Origin of the sequence: Acinetobacter sp. 2JN-4 (assembly GCF_003687745.1) — a bacterium.
In the GTDB taxonomy this organism is placed as follows: domain Bacteria; phylum Pseudomonadota; class Gammaproteobacteria; order Pseudomonadales; family Moraxellaceae; genus Acinetobacter; species Acinetobacter halotolerans.
This window is the reverse complement of record NZ_RDNY01000001.1, coordinates 219,702-234,673: the sequence shown is the minus strand read 5'-3', so window position 1 is coordinate 234,673 and position 14,972 is coordinate 219,702. Positions and strand designations below refer to the sequence as shown.

The window sequence follows — 14,972 nt, the reverse complement described above, 5'->3', positions numbered from 1 at the left end:
TTAACGTTTGCTGAATGCAAGTTTCAGTGCAAATAGAATAAAAATACTGCCTGTGATTCGATCCATGTAGCGAATAAATTTTGGCTGTTTTAAGTAATGCGATACGGATTGCATGGCAGAAATTAGAAACATAGACCAGATAAATCCGATTACTACATGAATCATGACTAGTCCCATAGTCCACGCAATCGGTGAGGCTGAATGTGGAATGAACTGAGGAAGGAATGAAATATAAAAAATACCGACTTTGGGATTGAGCAAATTTCCGAAAAAACCTTTGATAAACCAATTCTGACTCGATCCAGAATTTGCTGTACTTGCAAGTTCTGCTCTAGGTTTGAAGATCATATTGAGTCCAAGCCATGCTAGATAAGCAGCACCGATCCATTTTAAAACATCAAAGGCTAAATCGGAGGTCATCAATAATGCCCCTAAACCACAAGCGACGATTACACCCCAAGCAATACAACCTACATTAATCCCTAAAGCGGCTTGAAATGCTTTTAATTTTCCTTCGAGTGTTGCAGTACGGATAATTAAGGTCGTGTCTAGGCCGGGGGTGATGGTAAGCAGTGTGATTGCGATCAGATAAGGGATTAGAATTGTTGTCATTATGAGAAAGCACGTTCTAAAACTTGAAATTTATTGTATTACAACCCTGATTGATCTTGAAGATTTGTTTAATACATCAGCCTAAAAAAATTGTTAAACTGTAGGATGATGAATTCAATAATATGGAGAGCTATTTGGAAACCCCTGCAAAACTGCTTTCCATGTGGTTAAAAGAACGGATGCTTCAAAATCAGTCTGAGCATACTATTACAGCTTATCGGCGTGATTTAACCGATTTTTTTCTATTTTGTGAGCACAAACAACTCCAATTACAAGATGTTGAGGCTTCTGACCTTAGACAGTATTTAGCTGAGCGAGTGGAACGAGATCAACTTAGCTCAAGTAGTTTGCAACGGCATCTGACTTCCATCCGTCAATTTATGAAATGGGCGGAACAGGGGCAATATTTAGCACAAAACCCATCAGAAGATTTTAAATTAAAACGTCAATCTCGACCTTTACCAGGTTTGATTGATATTGAAACTGTCAATCAAATATTAGACCAAGCAGCGCCTGAAAAACCGCTTGATCAACAATTGTGGTTGCGGGATAAAGCGATATTGGAACTGCTCTATTCTAGTGGTTTACGTTTGGCTGAATTGCAAGGTTTGACCATTAAAGATATTGATTTCAATCGACTGTTATTGCGTATCACCGGTAAAGGGAATAAAACACGTATTGTCCCTTTTGGACGTAAAGCCAAAGAAAGTCTGATTGAATGGCTTAAAGTCTATCGGATTTGGGTGGGTGAATTCACTGCGGATTCGGCCGTATTTATCACTCAGCGCGGGCAGACATTAAAGCCGCGACAAATTGAAAATAGGGTGAAGTTGCAAGCACAAAGAGCGGGGGTAGATGTTGATTTACACCCACATTTATTGAGACATTGTTTTGCCAGTCACATGCTCTCCGCCAGTGGGGATTTACGCTCTGTACAAGAAATGTTAGGGCATAGTAATCTTTCAACGACCCAGATCTATACGCATGTGGACTTTGATCAACTCGCAAAAGTATATGATCAAGCCCACCCAAGAGCACAGAAAAATGAATATTAAACAACAATTTTCATTATCTCTAGATGATGATGCATTTATACAATGTAGCACTTGGATTGAAACGATCTTGCAGGAATACAAGACTGTTATTCAGTTGAATTATCAAGGTTATCTCAATCATTGTAAGCGTGTTGCAGCATGTTGTTTGACCTTATGCCAAGATAACGGAAGCGAAACAATTTATAAAATAGCGATCGCTGCTGCTTTTCACGATATTGGTATTTGGACTGCAAAAACGATTGATTATCTCTCCCCATCAGTAGATCAAATGCAACAATACCTTATTGCAAATGATTTGTTAGATTGGGAAAAAGAAATCGCCTTGATGATTACCGAACATCATAAGTTAACTAAAGCAGAATTTTCGGAATATCCACTGGTTGAATATTTTAGACAGGCCGATTATGCAGATTTTTCATTAGGTTTATTACGTTCAAATATCCCAGTGAACCAGTTTAAAAAATTAACCAGACAGTTTCCAAATTCTGGGTTTCACAAGACTTTGATTTGTTTGGGTATAAAACGTTTAGTGCAAAAACCGTGGAGTCCGTTACCGATGTTTAAATGGTAATTTGATTTGTTAACACAAAGCAATTAGGGTGAAGCGATATATTATGTTGCAAAATTGAGTGTTTAATAGCCGACTACTTTCAACTTTGTCATGAAAATTTGTTTAATTGGTATTCTTACTTTATTGCCAAGTTTTTGCAAAATAGATGCAATCGCTAAACTCACTGGTAAAGATCGCTTGCGGATCATGCTTATTCGATGAAATATATTGATTAGAGGTCGTTGAATTTATAAATTATAAGAAAAATCAAAGTGTAATATTAACATTAATCAAACTCCAAGTTTATATGCTGAATAGGTGTTTTAAATTTGTGAACTGGGCATTTCATCTTTTTTCTGGTCGTAGCGGAAATTGTGACTTGACCAAAATGCCAAATACATTGCAAGATAGGGCACCTAAAAAGTTTCGATCGAAGAGTTAGAATGCTCTTTACTACATTTACTTGTTTAGAACAGCCGAGGATTACATGAAGGCTCTTGTTGCTGTAAAACGTGTGGTTGATGCCAACGTTAAAGTTCGTGTTAAACCGGACAATAGTGGGGTTGACCTTACCAACGTTAAGATGTCAATTAACCCATTCTGTGAAATCGCAGTGGAAGAAGCGGTTCGCTTAAAAGAAAAAGGAACGGTTTCAGAAATCGTTGTTGTTTCAGTGGGTTCTAAAGACGCGCAAGAACAAATTCGTTCTGCAATGGCTTTAGGTGCTGACCGCGGTATTTTAGTTGAAACTGCTGATGAAGTCGGTGCTTTAGAAGTTGCTAAAATCTTAAAAGGCGTTGTTGATGCTGAAAAACCAGAACTTATTCTTCTAGGTAAACAAGCGATTGATGATGACTCTAACCAAGTAGGTCAAATGCTTGGCGCTTTACTTGGTGCTGGTCAAGGTACTTTCGCATCTGAAGTTAAAGTTGATGGTGGAAAGGTTCAAGTAACGCGTGAAATCGACGGTGGTTTACAAACTGTTGAGCTTGGTCTTCCTGCAATCATCACAACTGACTTGCGTTTGAATGAGCCACGTTATGCTGCGCTTCCAAACATTATGAAAGCTCGTAAAAAGCCGCTTGATGTTAAGTCACCTGCTGATTATGGCGTTTCAACTGGTACTAAGCTTAAAACAATTAAAGTTGAAGCACCTGCTGAACGTAAAGCTGGCGTACAAGTGAAGTCTGTAGATGAGCTTGTAGAAAAATTGAAAAATGAAGCGAAAGTGATCTAATACAGAAGGATAAAATCATGAGTATTTTAGTTATCGCTGATCACAACAACCAGACACTTAACGGTGCAACTTTAAACGTTGTTGCGGCAGCTCAAAAAATCGGTGGTGATATTACTGTATTAGTAGCAGGTTCAGGCGCTCAAGCAGCTGCTGATGCTGCTGCTAAAGTTGCTGGTGTGAGCAAAGTGTTGCTTGCTGATAATGCTGCGTATGCAAATCAATTGGCTGAAAACGTTGCTGGCTTAGTTGCTGACATCGCGAAAGGCGGTTACAAATACGTATTAGCAGCTTCTACAACGACGGGTAAAAACTTACTTCCACGTGTTGCAGCACTTCTTGATGTAAGCATGATCACAGACATCATTGCTGTTGATTCTGCAAATACATTCAAGCGCCCAATCTATGCAGGTAATGCAATCGCAACTGTTCAATCTGATGAAGCAATTATCGTTGGTACAGTTCGTGGTACAGCGTTTGATGCAGTTGCTGCTGAAGGTGGTTCTGCTGCTGTTGAAGCGGTAAGTGACGCAAAAGATGCTGGTATTTCTAAGTTTGTAAACGAAGAAATCGTGAAACTTGATCGTCCAGAATTAACAGCTGCGCGTATCGTTGTTTCTGGTGGTCGTGGTGTAGGTTCTGGTGAGAACTACCATAAAGTACTTGATCCATTAGCTGACAAATTAGGTGCTGCACAAGGTGCTTCACGTGCTGCGGTTGATGCTGGTTTCGTACCAAACGATTTCCAAGTAGGTCAAACTGGTAAAATCGTTGCGCCTGATCTCTATATGGCAATCGGTATCTCTGGTGCGATTCAGCATTTGGCTGGTATGAAAGATTCTAAAGTCATTGTTGCAATCAACAAAGACGAAGAAGCACCGATCAACAGCGTTGCTGACTACTGGTTAGTGGGTGACTTGAACACTGTTGTGCCAGAATTGGTATCTAAACTTTAATTCTTTTTGAATTAAGTTTAAAAAAACGCTCCGAAAGGAGCGTTTTTTTTACATTAGATTTCAGAAAAAAATGATTGAAATAGTGTCTTTGGAAATATGGACAAGCGGAAGATAAAGAGGCAGATACAAAATCCATATTGTGCTATTATATGCCGCTTTTTGGTACTACCCATATTTTTGGTTTGGAGTTGAGTTTTTGCAGCTAGATACTCGTCTTACGTGGCCTGTTGTCATCCTCTTTGTTTTATCTTGTTTTATACCACTTTTGGCAGATTTTCATGTGCCTATATTTCAAGAGCATTTTGTTCGACAAGTTGAAAATGTGCAGGCAATATTCTTGCTATTTTTTGCCGTGTTTAGTTATTTCTATATGCGTCCTTTAACGTTGTCGCGTGGTAAAAAGATTTTTTGGTTGTGGGCGATATTGTGGTGGGTGCTACTGTTCGGGCGAAGTACCAGTTGGGGCCGTGATTATTTTCCTGATGTACCAAAACCATATTTTCGCGCGATATCTGTGTTATTGATTGGATCTGTGACGTTCATGCTCTTTTCAAAAACATTGTGGCAAGAGATCTTGGCTAAGTTTAAATATGCATCAATCCCGATTTGGGGGTTCTTGCTCGCTGTCTTTGGTCTGATTGTTTCTGATGCGGTTGAACATCACCGTATTATTGCGAGTGTGTTTTTGCATGATTTACGTTATCAAGATTTAGTCGAAGAGTTGTACGAGTTTCTTGTGATTTTTGGCTTGTTTTTGGTAGCACTACCAATAATGAATCGAGATAAGCATACTCAGTCACCGAGTGAAGTAGAAAATCAAGCAGTTTAATGACAGGCTATATTGAAGTTGTTTTCGATTTATTTGCTTTGAAAACGTTAGCTTAAATTGTTGAATCGCTTGATAGCATGATATGCATTAATACCATTAAACACCTCTTATTTTTTAAGAGGTTTTTTTATGCAAAAAGTTTATGGAATTGGTTGAAATAAATACAAAGAATCATGGTTATAGATCGTAAGTGGCACACAAATTTAGTCTCTAATATGTTATACTGATCGACTGAATTTTTGATGTCGATTTGGTTTTTTTGAGTCGATTTTTTAGCGAGTTTTGAGACATATAAGTGCGAGATTTTTCTCGTAGAAAGGAGTATGCATGAGCGTATCGGAAATCAGACCGATTGCCATTGAGGACGAACTCAAGCATTCATATCTAGATTACGCGATGAGCGTAATTGTATCTCGTGCGTTACCAGATGTAAGAGACGGTCTTAAACCTGTTCATCGTCGTGTATTGTTTGCAATGCATGAATTGGGCAATGATTATAACAAATCATACAAAAAGTCTGCTCGTGTTGTCGGGGACGTGATCGGTAAATATCACCCCCACGGTGACAGTGCTGTATACGAAACAATTGTTCGTATGGCACAGGACTTTAGCTTGCGTTACATGTTGGTTGATGGTCAAGGTAACTTCGGTTCAGTTGATGGGGATAGCGCGGCAGCAATGCGTTATACCGAAGTTCGTATGCAGAAGTTGACCCATGAAATTTTGGCTGATTTAGAAAAAGATACAGTCGATTGGGAAGACAACTACGACGGCTCTGAGCGTATTCCTCAAGTCATGCCAACCCGTATTCCAAATCTTCTGATTAATGGAACCACGGGTATTGCGGTGGGTATGGCGACCAATATGGCACCACACAACATGACCGAAGTGGTCAATGCTTGTTTGGCCTATGCAAATAATCCAAATATTTCTGTAGAAGGATTGATGGAGCATATCACTGGTCCAGATTTCCCTACAGGCGGTATTATTTACGGTAAAGCAGGCATCGTTGATGCTTATCGTACGGGTAAAGGTCGTTTACATATTCGTGGTAAATATCACTTCGAAGAAGATCAAAAATCAGGTCGAACGACGATTGTCTTTACTGAAATTCCTTATCAAGTCAATAAAGCAAGAACGATTGAACGTATTGCTGAGTTGGTTAAAGAGAAGAAATTAGAAGGTATTTCTGAGCTTCGTGACGAGTCTGACAAAGATGGTATGCGTATCGCGATTGATTTGAAGCGCGGTGAGAATGCAGAAATTGTCGTAAACAATTTATTTCTGCATACCCAGCTTCAAAACTCGTTCAGCATCAATATGGTTTGTCTAGATAATGGTCAACCAAAATTGATGAACCTAAAAGAGATTATTGCGGCGTTTATTCGTCACCGCCAAGAAGTGGTGACTCGTCGTACTATGTTCGAATTGCGTAAAGCACGTGAGCGTGGACATATCTTAGAAGGTTTAACGGTTGCTTTAGCAAATATTGACAAGATCATTGAGACCATTAAGACATCTGCAAACCCAGCTGAAGCGCGTGAGCGTTTACAAACGGGTGAGTGGTCAGGCGGTGGCGTCGTTGCTTTATTGGAAAAAGCGGGTGCAATTTCTGTTCGTCCAGATGAGATTGAAGGTGAAGATCCTGCTCGTCCATTTGGTTTGTCAGGTGACATCTATCGTTTATCACCAACTCAAGTTTCTGCAATTTTAGAATTACGCCTACATCGTTTAACGGGGTTAGAGCAAGACAAGCTACATGCAGAATATACTGAAATCTTAGGGCAAATTGCTGAATTAACAGCAATTCTTAATGACTTCAATTTGTTGATGAACTTGATTCGTGAAGAGCTTGCTTTAATCATCCAACAGTATGGTGATGGACGCCGTACAGAGATTATTGAGTCTGGGGTTGATTTCTGTCGTGAAGATTTGATTCCAGAAGAACAAGTCGTTCTTACTGTTTCTCAAACAGGCTATGCGAAAACTCAACCACTTTCTGATTATCAAGCGCAGCGTCGTGGTGGTCGTGGTAAGTCAGCAACTTCAATGAAAGATGATGACATCATCCAGCATTTAATTGTTGCTTCAAACCATGCCACGGTATTGTGTTTCACCAATGTAGGTAAAGTTTATCGCTTAAGAGTATTTGAAGTACCTCAGGCATCGCGTGGTGCTAAAGGTCGCCCAATTGTGAATTTGTTGCCACTTGATGCAAATGAAACAGTGACTGCAATTTTGCCACTCAAAGATTTCCCTGAAAACCATTATGTATTTATGGCTACAGCATCTGGTACGGTAAAACGTGTTGAGCTGGTACAGTTTAGTAATGTCCGTTCAAATGGTTTGCGTGCAATTGAACTCAATGAAGAAGATACCTTAATCGGTGTTGCAATCACTGATGGCAAGCAGCAAATTATGTTGTTCTCGAATGAAGGTAAAGCAATCCGTTTTGCTGAAACCGATGTTCGTGCGATGGGACGTACTGCGAAGGGTGTACGTGGTATGCGCGTCAGCTTTGCAAGTAGCGTGCTGGAAGTTGAAGAGACCGACATCATTGAAAATGATGAATCAGATGATGGCGATGATGTAGCAGAATTAAATGTGATCAGTCGCATTGTGTCGCTTGTAGTTGTTCCAGAAACAGGTGAAGTACTGTGTGCATGTGCCAATGGTTATGGTAAGCGTACTCCAGTAGGTGATTTCCCAACCAAGAAACGTGGTGGTAAGGGTGTAATCGCGATCAAAACCTCTGAACGTAATGGCGAACTAGTGGGTGCTGTTTCGATTGATGAGAGTAAAGAGCTGATGTTGATTTCTGATGGTGGTACTTTAGTTCGTACCCGCGCATCAGAGGTTGCTACTACAGGTCGAAATGCTCAAGGTGTTCGCCTGATTCGTTTAAGCGAAGCTGAAACCTTGGTTGGTGTTGTTTCGATTGAAGCTGTTGAAGTAGAAGATGATGAAGAGTTGGATGTTTTAGAAGAGGTTCAAGTCACTGAGACAGAGACTTCAGAAACGCCTATTTCTGATCAAACAGATGATGCTCCCAAAGAGTAAATAAAACTGTAAAAAAACCCAAAGTTCTCTTTGGGTTTTTTTATATCTATTGCTTCTCTAACTTTGATTTTCAGGATGTTCTATTCGAAATCAAAGGAAGCTATTTAGCTTCCTTATGGGTGGGTTTCATGATAACTAAGCGATAGTAGGAAATTGCCAATAAAACGGCACCCACCGTCGCTAAATAAATTAGTTTTGGAATGACGATCGTCGTTGGTACACCCATTTGATTGAGTTGTATGAACATTTGAACACCATGGGTTGATGGTAGTAGCCAAGCAAACCATTGCATCCATTCAGGCATGGCTTCATGGGGCCATGCTGTACCTGTGAGTAAAAAGAGCGGAACTGAAGTCACCACGATAAGGTGTCCCACACGTTCAGGCATATCGACTAATGAGCCGATGAGCATAGCTATGCCAATCACACAACTGACATAGATTGGAACTGCGAGTAACATGCCCCCAAAATTCCCTCCATGTGGATACTCATATAACCAGAAAGTAAAGCCGAATAAATAGAAACAGCTTAAACAACCCGTGGTGAGGATTGCTGCAAATACAGCCCAAAATTCTGACCTTTCCGCTACCCAGCCTTTTTCACGATAGCTGGCAATCAGCATGGCGAGTCCAAGTAAAATGGTCTGATGGACAATTAAACTTGCAACCGCTGGAAATATATAGCTTCCGTAACCTGACAAAGTATTAAACAATGGAATTTGGTGAATCGAGAGTTCTGGATGGAATTGTGATGCATTACCAAATTTTTCTAAGTGTTCTTGCAAGGTATATTCAATTGAACTTGCTAAACCAAGGCCAACTTCTTTGGTTCGTATAAAATATGCGGTACTCAGGTAAAGCCCAATGCCTCCCATCTCCCCACGCTTTAAACTATTGGTGAGATTCTCAGGTAATAGCAAAATTCCCTCAGCTTTTTGATTTTGAACCAATCGTTGGGCTTCTAGAAAATTATCCGTTACTGTTGTGATCTGGATATGAGGGCTATTCGACGCTTGACTAATAATTTTGGAGCTAAGAATGCTTTGTTCTTCATCCACGATGACGATGGGTATATTCTCTGCCGTTTGTGCTTTATATGCCGTTGGATAGAAAAAACTATACAAAAGTGTTGCTGCGATTAATGTAGTAAACACTGAGTTATTGGCAAAAATATTTTTAAAGGTTTGAATGTAGTAATGGAAAAATGACTTCATGAGATAATCTCCTGTACATTTTTCTTTAAGAGACGAACACTTAATCCAAAATAAAGCGCACAGAAAATGACTAAAATACCTAAAGGCAGCAGCGAGACATATACATCACTGCCGATGACCCATTGCTCAGTCTGTAGTTTTGCATAAGGGGTATATGGGATAATCATTGACCAAAATTGGGTAAAAACAGGCGCATTATTTAAGGGGAGTGTAATCCCTGAAAAACTCGGAGAAGAACCACCATAGAGTGCAATAAAACCAAAAGTTTTTGGTAGATCTCGGGTCGCTAAAACGACCGTGCTACTAATCACTGCATAAGCGAAATATAGTAGGAATTGTGCAAGTAAAATAAGTGTGATCGAACCAGCGATGAAATAGCCACGAATATGCGCTAGCCAAAACATCCAGCACCAGGTCCATGCACAGAAAATTAAAACATAAACTAATATTTTACCAAGTAAGCTCGTAATAACCTGCTTTGAGTTGACCCATTCTGTAAGTGTCTTTCGCTTGAGTTCTTGTCCTATTGCAAAGGCAACGCAACAACATAGGAGTAAATGGAGAACAGCAGGTACCATAAAGGGTTCTAAGAACAATTCATAACTCATATTGGGGTTATAGAGTGTAGATACTTTAATGTGTGGTGTGGGTATATCTAAATAGGGGATGGTATTGGCAAGATAACTTTGTCCCATGTAATCCGCCATACCATTTAAGGTACTGATCAGCATAGCAGATGAAACCGTGCTACCAATGCTAAAGAAAGACTGATTGTAGGCGATACTGATTTGCGCATCTTGTGCTCTGACCAGCCGTTGTTCTGCACCGTCTGGAATTAAAACGAATCCCCAAGCCTTGGTTTGGTTAATCAAGTGTTCAGCTTCATCTTGGCTTTCGGTGATCGTTTTGACTTTCAAAGCATGGTTAATACTAAGAGCGTGAATGACCTTACGGCTCATTTCACTTTGATCTTGGTCAATCACAACGATCGGTAAATGTTCAGCTTTACCCGCAGAAAACATGCTGCCAAAAAGTAGAATCACTAGCAAAGGGGCAATGACTGCCATAAAAAGATCAACTTTATGGCGCTTTAAATAACGCAATTCCCGAAGCATCACAGCAAACATCGGTTATTTTGCCTCTTCGATTTTAAATAATACACTCATACCCACTTTTAAGTCAGGAATAGATTGTTCAGGAACTAAATGGAACTTAAAGCTACGAATATCATAACCACCAGTTTGACGTGTGGTTTTAATGGTTGCAAAATCACCTTCAGCATCAATACTTTGGACTTTAAAGGTGACGTTTTGATTTAGGGCTGGAATAAAACCGTCAAGTGTTTTTCTTTTATAGACAGCGTTATACATGTCTTCACGGATATTGAGGCTAACCCACAAATCGTGGTCTTCAATGATACTGACGACAGGCACGCCTGTTGCGACGAACTCAGTTGGTTTGCCGTAGGTTTTAGAAACGGTGCCATCTGTTGGCGAATAGAGTTTGGTTTCTTCAGTGAGTGCTTGGGCTTCTTTAACAGCAGCTTGAGCCATGGCAACTTGTGCATCAGCTGTTGATTTTTGCTGTTCAGTACTACCACGTTTAGCACGTGCGTACTGTTGATAGGCGGCTTCGGCAGTTTCACGAGCAGATGTTTGTGCGGCTAACATTTCATCACGACGTTGACGAGAAATAACCCCTTGTTGAAATAGAGTCGCACCTCGTTTATATGTGGTTGCAGCTAATTCTGCTTGTGTTCTCATGGCTTGCCAATTGGCATAAAGGGTTTCAATATTTTCTTGTTGCGCACCGCGATAAACGGTGGAGTGGAAGGCCGTCGCGCTTTGTAGCGCAGCTCTCGCTTGTTCGCTTTTTGCTTCTAATTCTGGACTGACAAAACGAATTAAAGGCTGTCCCTTTTTAATGATTTGTCCTTCGGAAACATAAAATTCTTCAATTCGACTGGGTACTTTGGTGCTGATATGGACAGTTTCTGCTTCAACACGACCTTGTAACTCGATAGTTTTGGGTTGGTAGGCTTTCCATAGACCATATACAATTAAACCGAGTAATAATAAAAGTACAACCAAAGCAATGATTTTGGCTTTGCTGTTCTTTGGTGGTTCAGTTGGTTGTTTTAGAGTCGCTGATACTTTGGATTCATCAACGGTTTCTGTTGAAGACTCTTGTTGAGTGCTTGACTCAGTTGATTGATTTTTAGTAACTTTTTCCACGTCATCTGTATCGCGTTCTGAATTGGATGATGATTGATTTTGGCTCATAATATTCTCCAATTAGCGGATATAGTCAGTACGTGGCTGGTTCACATAAAGCTTAAATTCATCAATAGAACCGTAGCTTTGTAGCAAAGTGGCCAGAGATAAAATGTATTTATAAGAATTAAGCGCCATTTCACTTTTTAAAGCACTTAATGCATTTTGAGCATCAATGACTTGGGTGGCAGTACCCATACCTTCTTTAAATGAGAGTTGTTGAATACGCAGGTTTTCTTGGGCTGCTTTGGTATTCTGAGTCAGAAGTTGATGACTGGTTTGAGAGGCATTTAATTCACTATAAGATTTGTACAATACGTTTTCGATTTCTTGCTTGGTACGTTCAGTCATGAGCTCAGCCGCAAAACGCTTAAGCTCTGCTGCATGCACATTTTTGTTTTTATCTATTCCAGAAAATAAATTGTATTTTGCCATCACGCCCACAATCCAATTTTCTTTGTCATCTAGGCCATATTCACCAAAAGCAAAAAGGCTGGGTCTTTTGGCTGCTTGTTGGATTCTTACATTTTCATTGGCAAGTTGAGTATCCATCTGCAACTTTTTGACCAAGCTGGAATTTTGGTCATAGCTGGCCAGCAATTTATCCAGAGAATGGTTTTCTACGGTATTTACAAAGAGTGGGGTGCTGAGATTTAAGCCTTCTTTAGTCTGTAATAGATTTTGAAGACTAAATTGACTGGCACGCAAATTCGATTGTGCATTTTGATAAGTACGTTCAGCATTATTGCGTGCCACTTCAAATTGCATGCGTTGCCCTTTATTAATAAAGCCTTGCTGCTCCAATTTAAGTGCATTGTTATAGTGTTGTTGCATGGCATTCAAATTAAACAGACTCGCGTTGAGCAGTTGCTGTTGTAATTGCACATTAAAATAAGATTGAATCATTTCAAAACGCTGTGAATCTTGTTGTTGTTTCACACTTATATTTGAGCGCTGTGCCTGAATATTGGCAATTTGTTTGGCGCTATTGATTTTCCCACCTGTGTAAAGTGGCATGACCATCGAGACTGAGGTGCGGACATCATGATCTTTAATGGTGACATCTAGATTATTTGGAACTTTATTGAGACCATCATTTACGGTTTGATCGAAACCCTGACTGACTTGATCAATCGCCTCGGGCGAAAGTACATTTTCCCATTGTGATAATTTGTCATCAAAACCACGTGTCAGGGAGTTTTCGAGTCTGCGTTTACTTGACTCTAAAGGTACGCTGGTTTCGCTATGAAAAGAGTAAGCACGCGCATTTAAATCAATGCGTGGAAGACCTAAATGTTTGACCGCTTCCATTTCAAGTTGTGAGGCTTGTTGCAAAGCTTGTTGTGCTTGAGACGCATAAGCATTTTCGACAACATATTGTTCGGCTTGGTTATAACTCAACGTCTGGGCAAATAGCGAAGTCGAAAATAGAGCACAGCTGATCAAGTGAATACTCAAGCTGAGTTGTTTAGGCAGCCGTTTGACCTTAAAACTTGGTCGATCATGTCGTTTCAACATTATGGTATGTCGCAATTTAATATTATCCTGAGTTAGTCTAAATTGTTTTTATAAAATTTAAATATTATGTTTTTAATTAAATAGTTATATCGCTCTGATTGGTGTATTCAATTTGTAAAAAATAGAGTTTTTAATCTAGTAAAAACAGGATAAATCTCATTTTTGAAGCTTATAAATATTCATCTAAATTATTATTAAAATAAATTTAAAGGCAGAAACATGATTGAAAAATTAATAGGATTTAGATGATTAAATTGAAATATTTACTCGATAAGCTGCTGCAAGCTGCGTCAATCTGTGATTAAATTCCTATCTCAATTTGTTTCACTTTGACAAGGGAAAATTCATGCGTGCTTATAATTTCTGCGCTGGTCCTGCTGCATTACCTACTGCCGTTTTAGAAAAAGCTCAACAAGAGATGTTGGATTGGCAAGGTAAGGGCTTGTCGATCATGGAAATGAGTCATCGTAGCAATGACTATGTTGCTGTAGCAGAAAAAGCTGAAGCTGACTTGCGAAAACTCATGAATATTCCTGAGAACTATAAGGTCTTGTTCTTACAAGGTGGGGCTTCCTTACAATTTTCAGCGATTCCGTTGAACTTGCTTGGAAAAAATAATAAGGCCGATTATATTCATACTGGAATTTGGTCTGAAAAAGCATTAAAAGAAGCGAAACGCTATGGTGATATTAATGTTGTGGAAGCCGGCACGCTGATTGAAGGAAAACATGCAATCACAGAACAAAGTACTTGGAATCTTTCTCCAGATGCTGCTTATGTACATTATGCGGATAATGAAACTATTGGTGGTTTACAATTTGCGAGTGTTCCTGAAGTAAATACACCTTTAGTTTGTGACTATTCATCAAGTATTTTGTCTGCACCATTAGATGTAAACAAATTCGGTTTAATTTATGCAGGCGCACAAAAGAATATCGGACCAGCCGGTTTAACGATTGTGATTGTTCGCGATGATTTACTTGATCAAGCAAAATCGGATATTCCAAGTATTTTAAAATATGCAGACCAAGCTAAAAATGGCTCAATGGTCAATACACCAGCAACCTATGCGTGGTATTTATCAGGTCTAGTCTTTGAGTGGTTACTTGAGCAGGGTGGTGTAGACGCAATGTATAAAGTTAACCAAGAGAAAGCTAATTTACTTTATGGTTATATTGATTCTAGTGATTTTTATAACAACCCAATTGCACTGCCAAATCGTTCAATGATGAATGTGCCATTTACACTGGCGGATGAAGCACTGGAAAAGACCTTCTTAAAAGAAGCAGAGCAAAGTCATTTGCTTAACTTGGCAGGTCATCGTTCAGTAGGCGGCATGCGCGCCAGTATTTATAATGCTGTTCCGCTAGAAGGCGTTCAAGCATTGGTGAGCTTTATGGATGAGTTTGTAAAACGACATGGTTAAATTTGACTAGATACAATAAAAGCCCTCGACGAGGGCTTTTATTTATTTATAAATATGTTAATGGTCAACAATTAGAACAAGCCAATTTGATGAAAAATGAGTGCTGCTAAAAACATACCAAGTAAAAAAAAGCAATAAGCACCAACATCAAGTTTAAGACCTTGATCACTCGAATGAATAAGACTGGTGGTCGTTTGTTCTGGTATAATTTTCATTAGAACGCCTAAAAATGCCATTTATGTGATT

General features: G+C 39.5%; 13 protein-coding genes. 7 read left to right on the top strand and 6 right to left on the bottom strand.

Annotation, left to right across the window (positions count from 1 at the left end; translation table 11 throughout):
• Nucleotides 1-612, bottom strand: a complete 612-nt coding sequence (locus EAH57_RS01265; protein ID WP_121928503.1) for a LysE family translocator — start codon at nucleotides 610-612, stop codon at nucleotides 1-3.
• Between the two features lie 161 nt (nucleotides 613-773).
• Here EAH57_RS01265 and xerA point away from each other — a divergent pair, with 161 nt between their 5' ends.
• The 6 genes from xerA (at nucleotide 774) to gyrA (ending at nucleotide 8,296) form a co-directional block, all read left to right on the top strand.
• A complete protein-coding gene (gene xerA, locus EAH57_RS01260; protein ID WP_171407354.1) occupies nucleotides 774-1,667 on the top strand; it encodes a site-specific tyrosine recombinase/integron integrase in 894 nt (297 codons plus the stop codon).
• The gene (locus tag EAH57_RS01255; protein WP_121928502.1) at nucleotides 1,657-2,238 is read left to right on the top strand and encodes an HD domain-containing protein; all 582 of its coding nucleotides are present in this window, start codon (nucleotides 1,657-1,659) and stop codon (nucleotides 2,236-2,238) included. Before xerA ends, EAH57_RS01255 begins: the two co-directional genes overlap by 11 nt.
• Nucleotides 2,239-2,704: 466 nt before the next feature.
• The gene (locus EAH57_RS01250) at nucleotides 2,705-3,454 is read left to right on the top strand and encodes an electron transfer flavoprotein subunit beta/FixA family protein (RefSeq protein ID WP_004668959.1); all 750 of its coding nucleotides are present in this window, start codon (nucleotides 2,705-2,707) and stop codon (nucleotides 3,452-3,454) included.
• A gap of 17 nt (nucleotides 3,455-3,471) precedes the next feature.
• Nucleotides 3,472-4,407 carry an FAD-binding protein gene (locus EAH57_RS01245; RefSeq protein WP_121928501.1) on the top strand — a complete coding sequence of 312 codons (936 nt, stop codon included), beginning with the start codon at nucleotides 3,472-3,474 and terminating at the stop codon, nucleotides 4,405-4,407.
• Nucleotides 4,408-4,603: 196 nt separating this feature from the next.
• Nucleotides 4,604-5,236, top strand: coding sequence for a hypothetical protein (locus EAH57_RS01240; RefSeq protein ID WP_121928500.1), 633 nt, complete (start codon nucleotides 4,604-4,606; stop codon nucleotides 5,234-5,236).
• Nucleotides 5,237-5,563: 327 nt separating this feature from the next.
• Nucleotides 5,564-8,296 carry a DNA gyrase subunit A gene (gene gyrA / locus EAH57_RS01235; RefSeq protein ID WP_121928499.1) on the top strand — a complete coding sequence of 911 codons (2,733 nt, stop codon included), beginning with the start codon at nucleotides 5,564-5,566 and terminating at the stop codon, nucleotides 8,294-8,296.
• Nucleotides 8,297-8,396: 100 nt separating this feature from the next.
• On the opposite strand, the gene EAH57_RS01230 is transcribed toward gyrA, so the two are convergent.
• Genes EAH57_RS01230 through EAH57_RS01215 form a run of 4 tightly spaced genes read right to left on the bottom strand, consistent with a single transcriptional unit; the run spans nucleotide 8,397 to nucleotide 13,300 of the window.
• The gene (locus EAH57_RS01230; RefSeq protein ID WP_121928498.1) at nucleotides 8,397-9,509 is read right to left on the bottom strand and encodes an ABC transporter permease; all 1,113 of its coding nucleotides are present in this window, start codon (nucleotides 9,507-9,509) and stop codon (nucleotides 8,397-8,399) included.
• On the bottom strand, nucleotides 9,506-10,636 hold the full coding sequence (locus EAH57_RS01225) for an ABC transporter permease (RefSeq protein WP_121928497.1): 1,131 nt from the start codon (nucleotides 10,634-10,636) through the stop codon (nucleotides 9,506-9,508). Before EAH57_RS01225 ends, EAH57_RS01230 begins: the two co-directional genes overlap by 4 nt.
• A gap of 3 nt (nucleotides 10,637-10,639) precedes the next feature.
• Nucleotides 10,640-11,791: an HlyD family secretion protein gene (locus tag EAH57_RS01220; RefSeq protein WP_121928496.1), complete on the bottom strand. Its 1,152-nt coding sequence runs from the start codon at nucleotides 11,789-11,791 to the stop codon at nucleotides 10,640-10,642.
• Between the two features lie 12 nt (nucleotides 11,792-11,803).
• On the bottom strand, nucleotides 11,804-13,300 hold the full coding sequence (locus tag EAH57_RS01215; RefSeq protein WP_121928495.1) for a TolC family protein: 1,497 nt from the start codon (nucleotides 13,298-13,300) through the stop codon (nucleotides 11,804-11,806).
• Nucleotides 13,301-13,646: 346 nt separating this feature from the next.
• Between EAH57_RS01215 and serC the strand changes: the two genes are divergently transcribed.
• The gene (serC, locus tag EAH57_RS01210) at nucleotides 13,647-14,726 is read left to right on the top strand and encodes a 3-phosphoserine/phosphohydroxythreonine transaminase (protein WP_121928494.1); all 1,080 of its coding nucleotides are present in this window, start codon (nucleotides 13,647-13,649) and stop codon (nucleotides 14,724-14,726) included.
• Nucleotides 14,727-14,797: 71 nt separating this feature from the next.
• Here serC and EAH57_RS15910 read toward each other — a convergent pair whose 3' ends face one another.
• Nucleotides 14,798-14,941: a hypothetical protein gene (locus tag EAH57_RS15910; RefSeq protein ID WP_004668950.1), complete on the bottom strand. Its 144-nt coding sequence runs from the start codon at nucleotides 14,939-14,941 to the stop codon at nucleotides 14,798-14,800.
• Nucleotides 14,942-14,972: the final 31 nt, after the last annotated feature.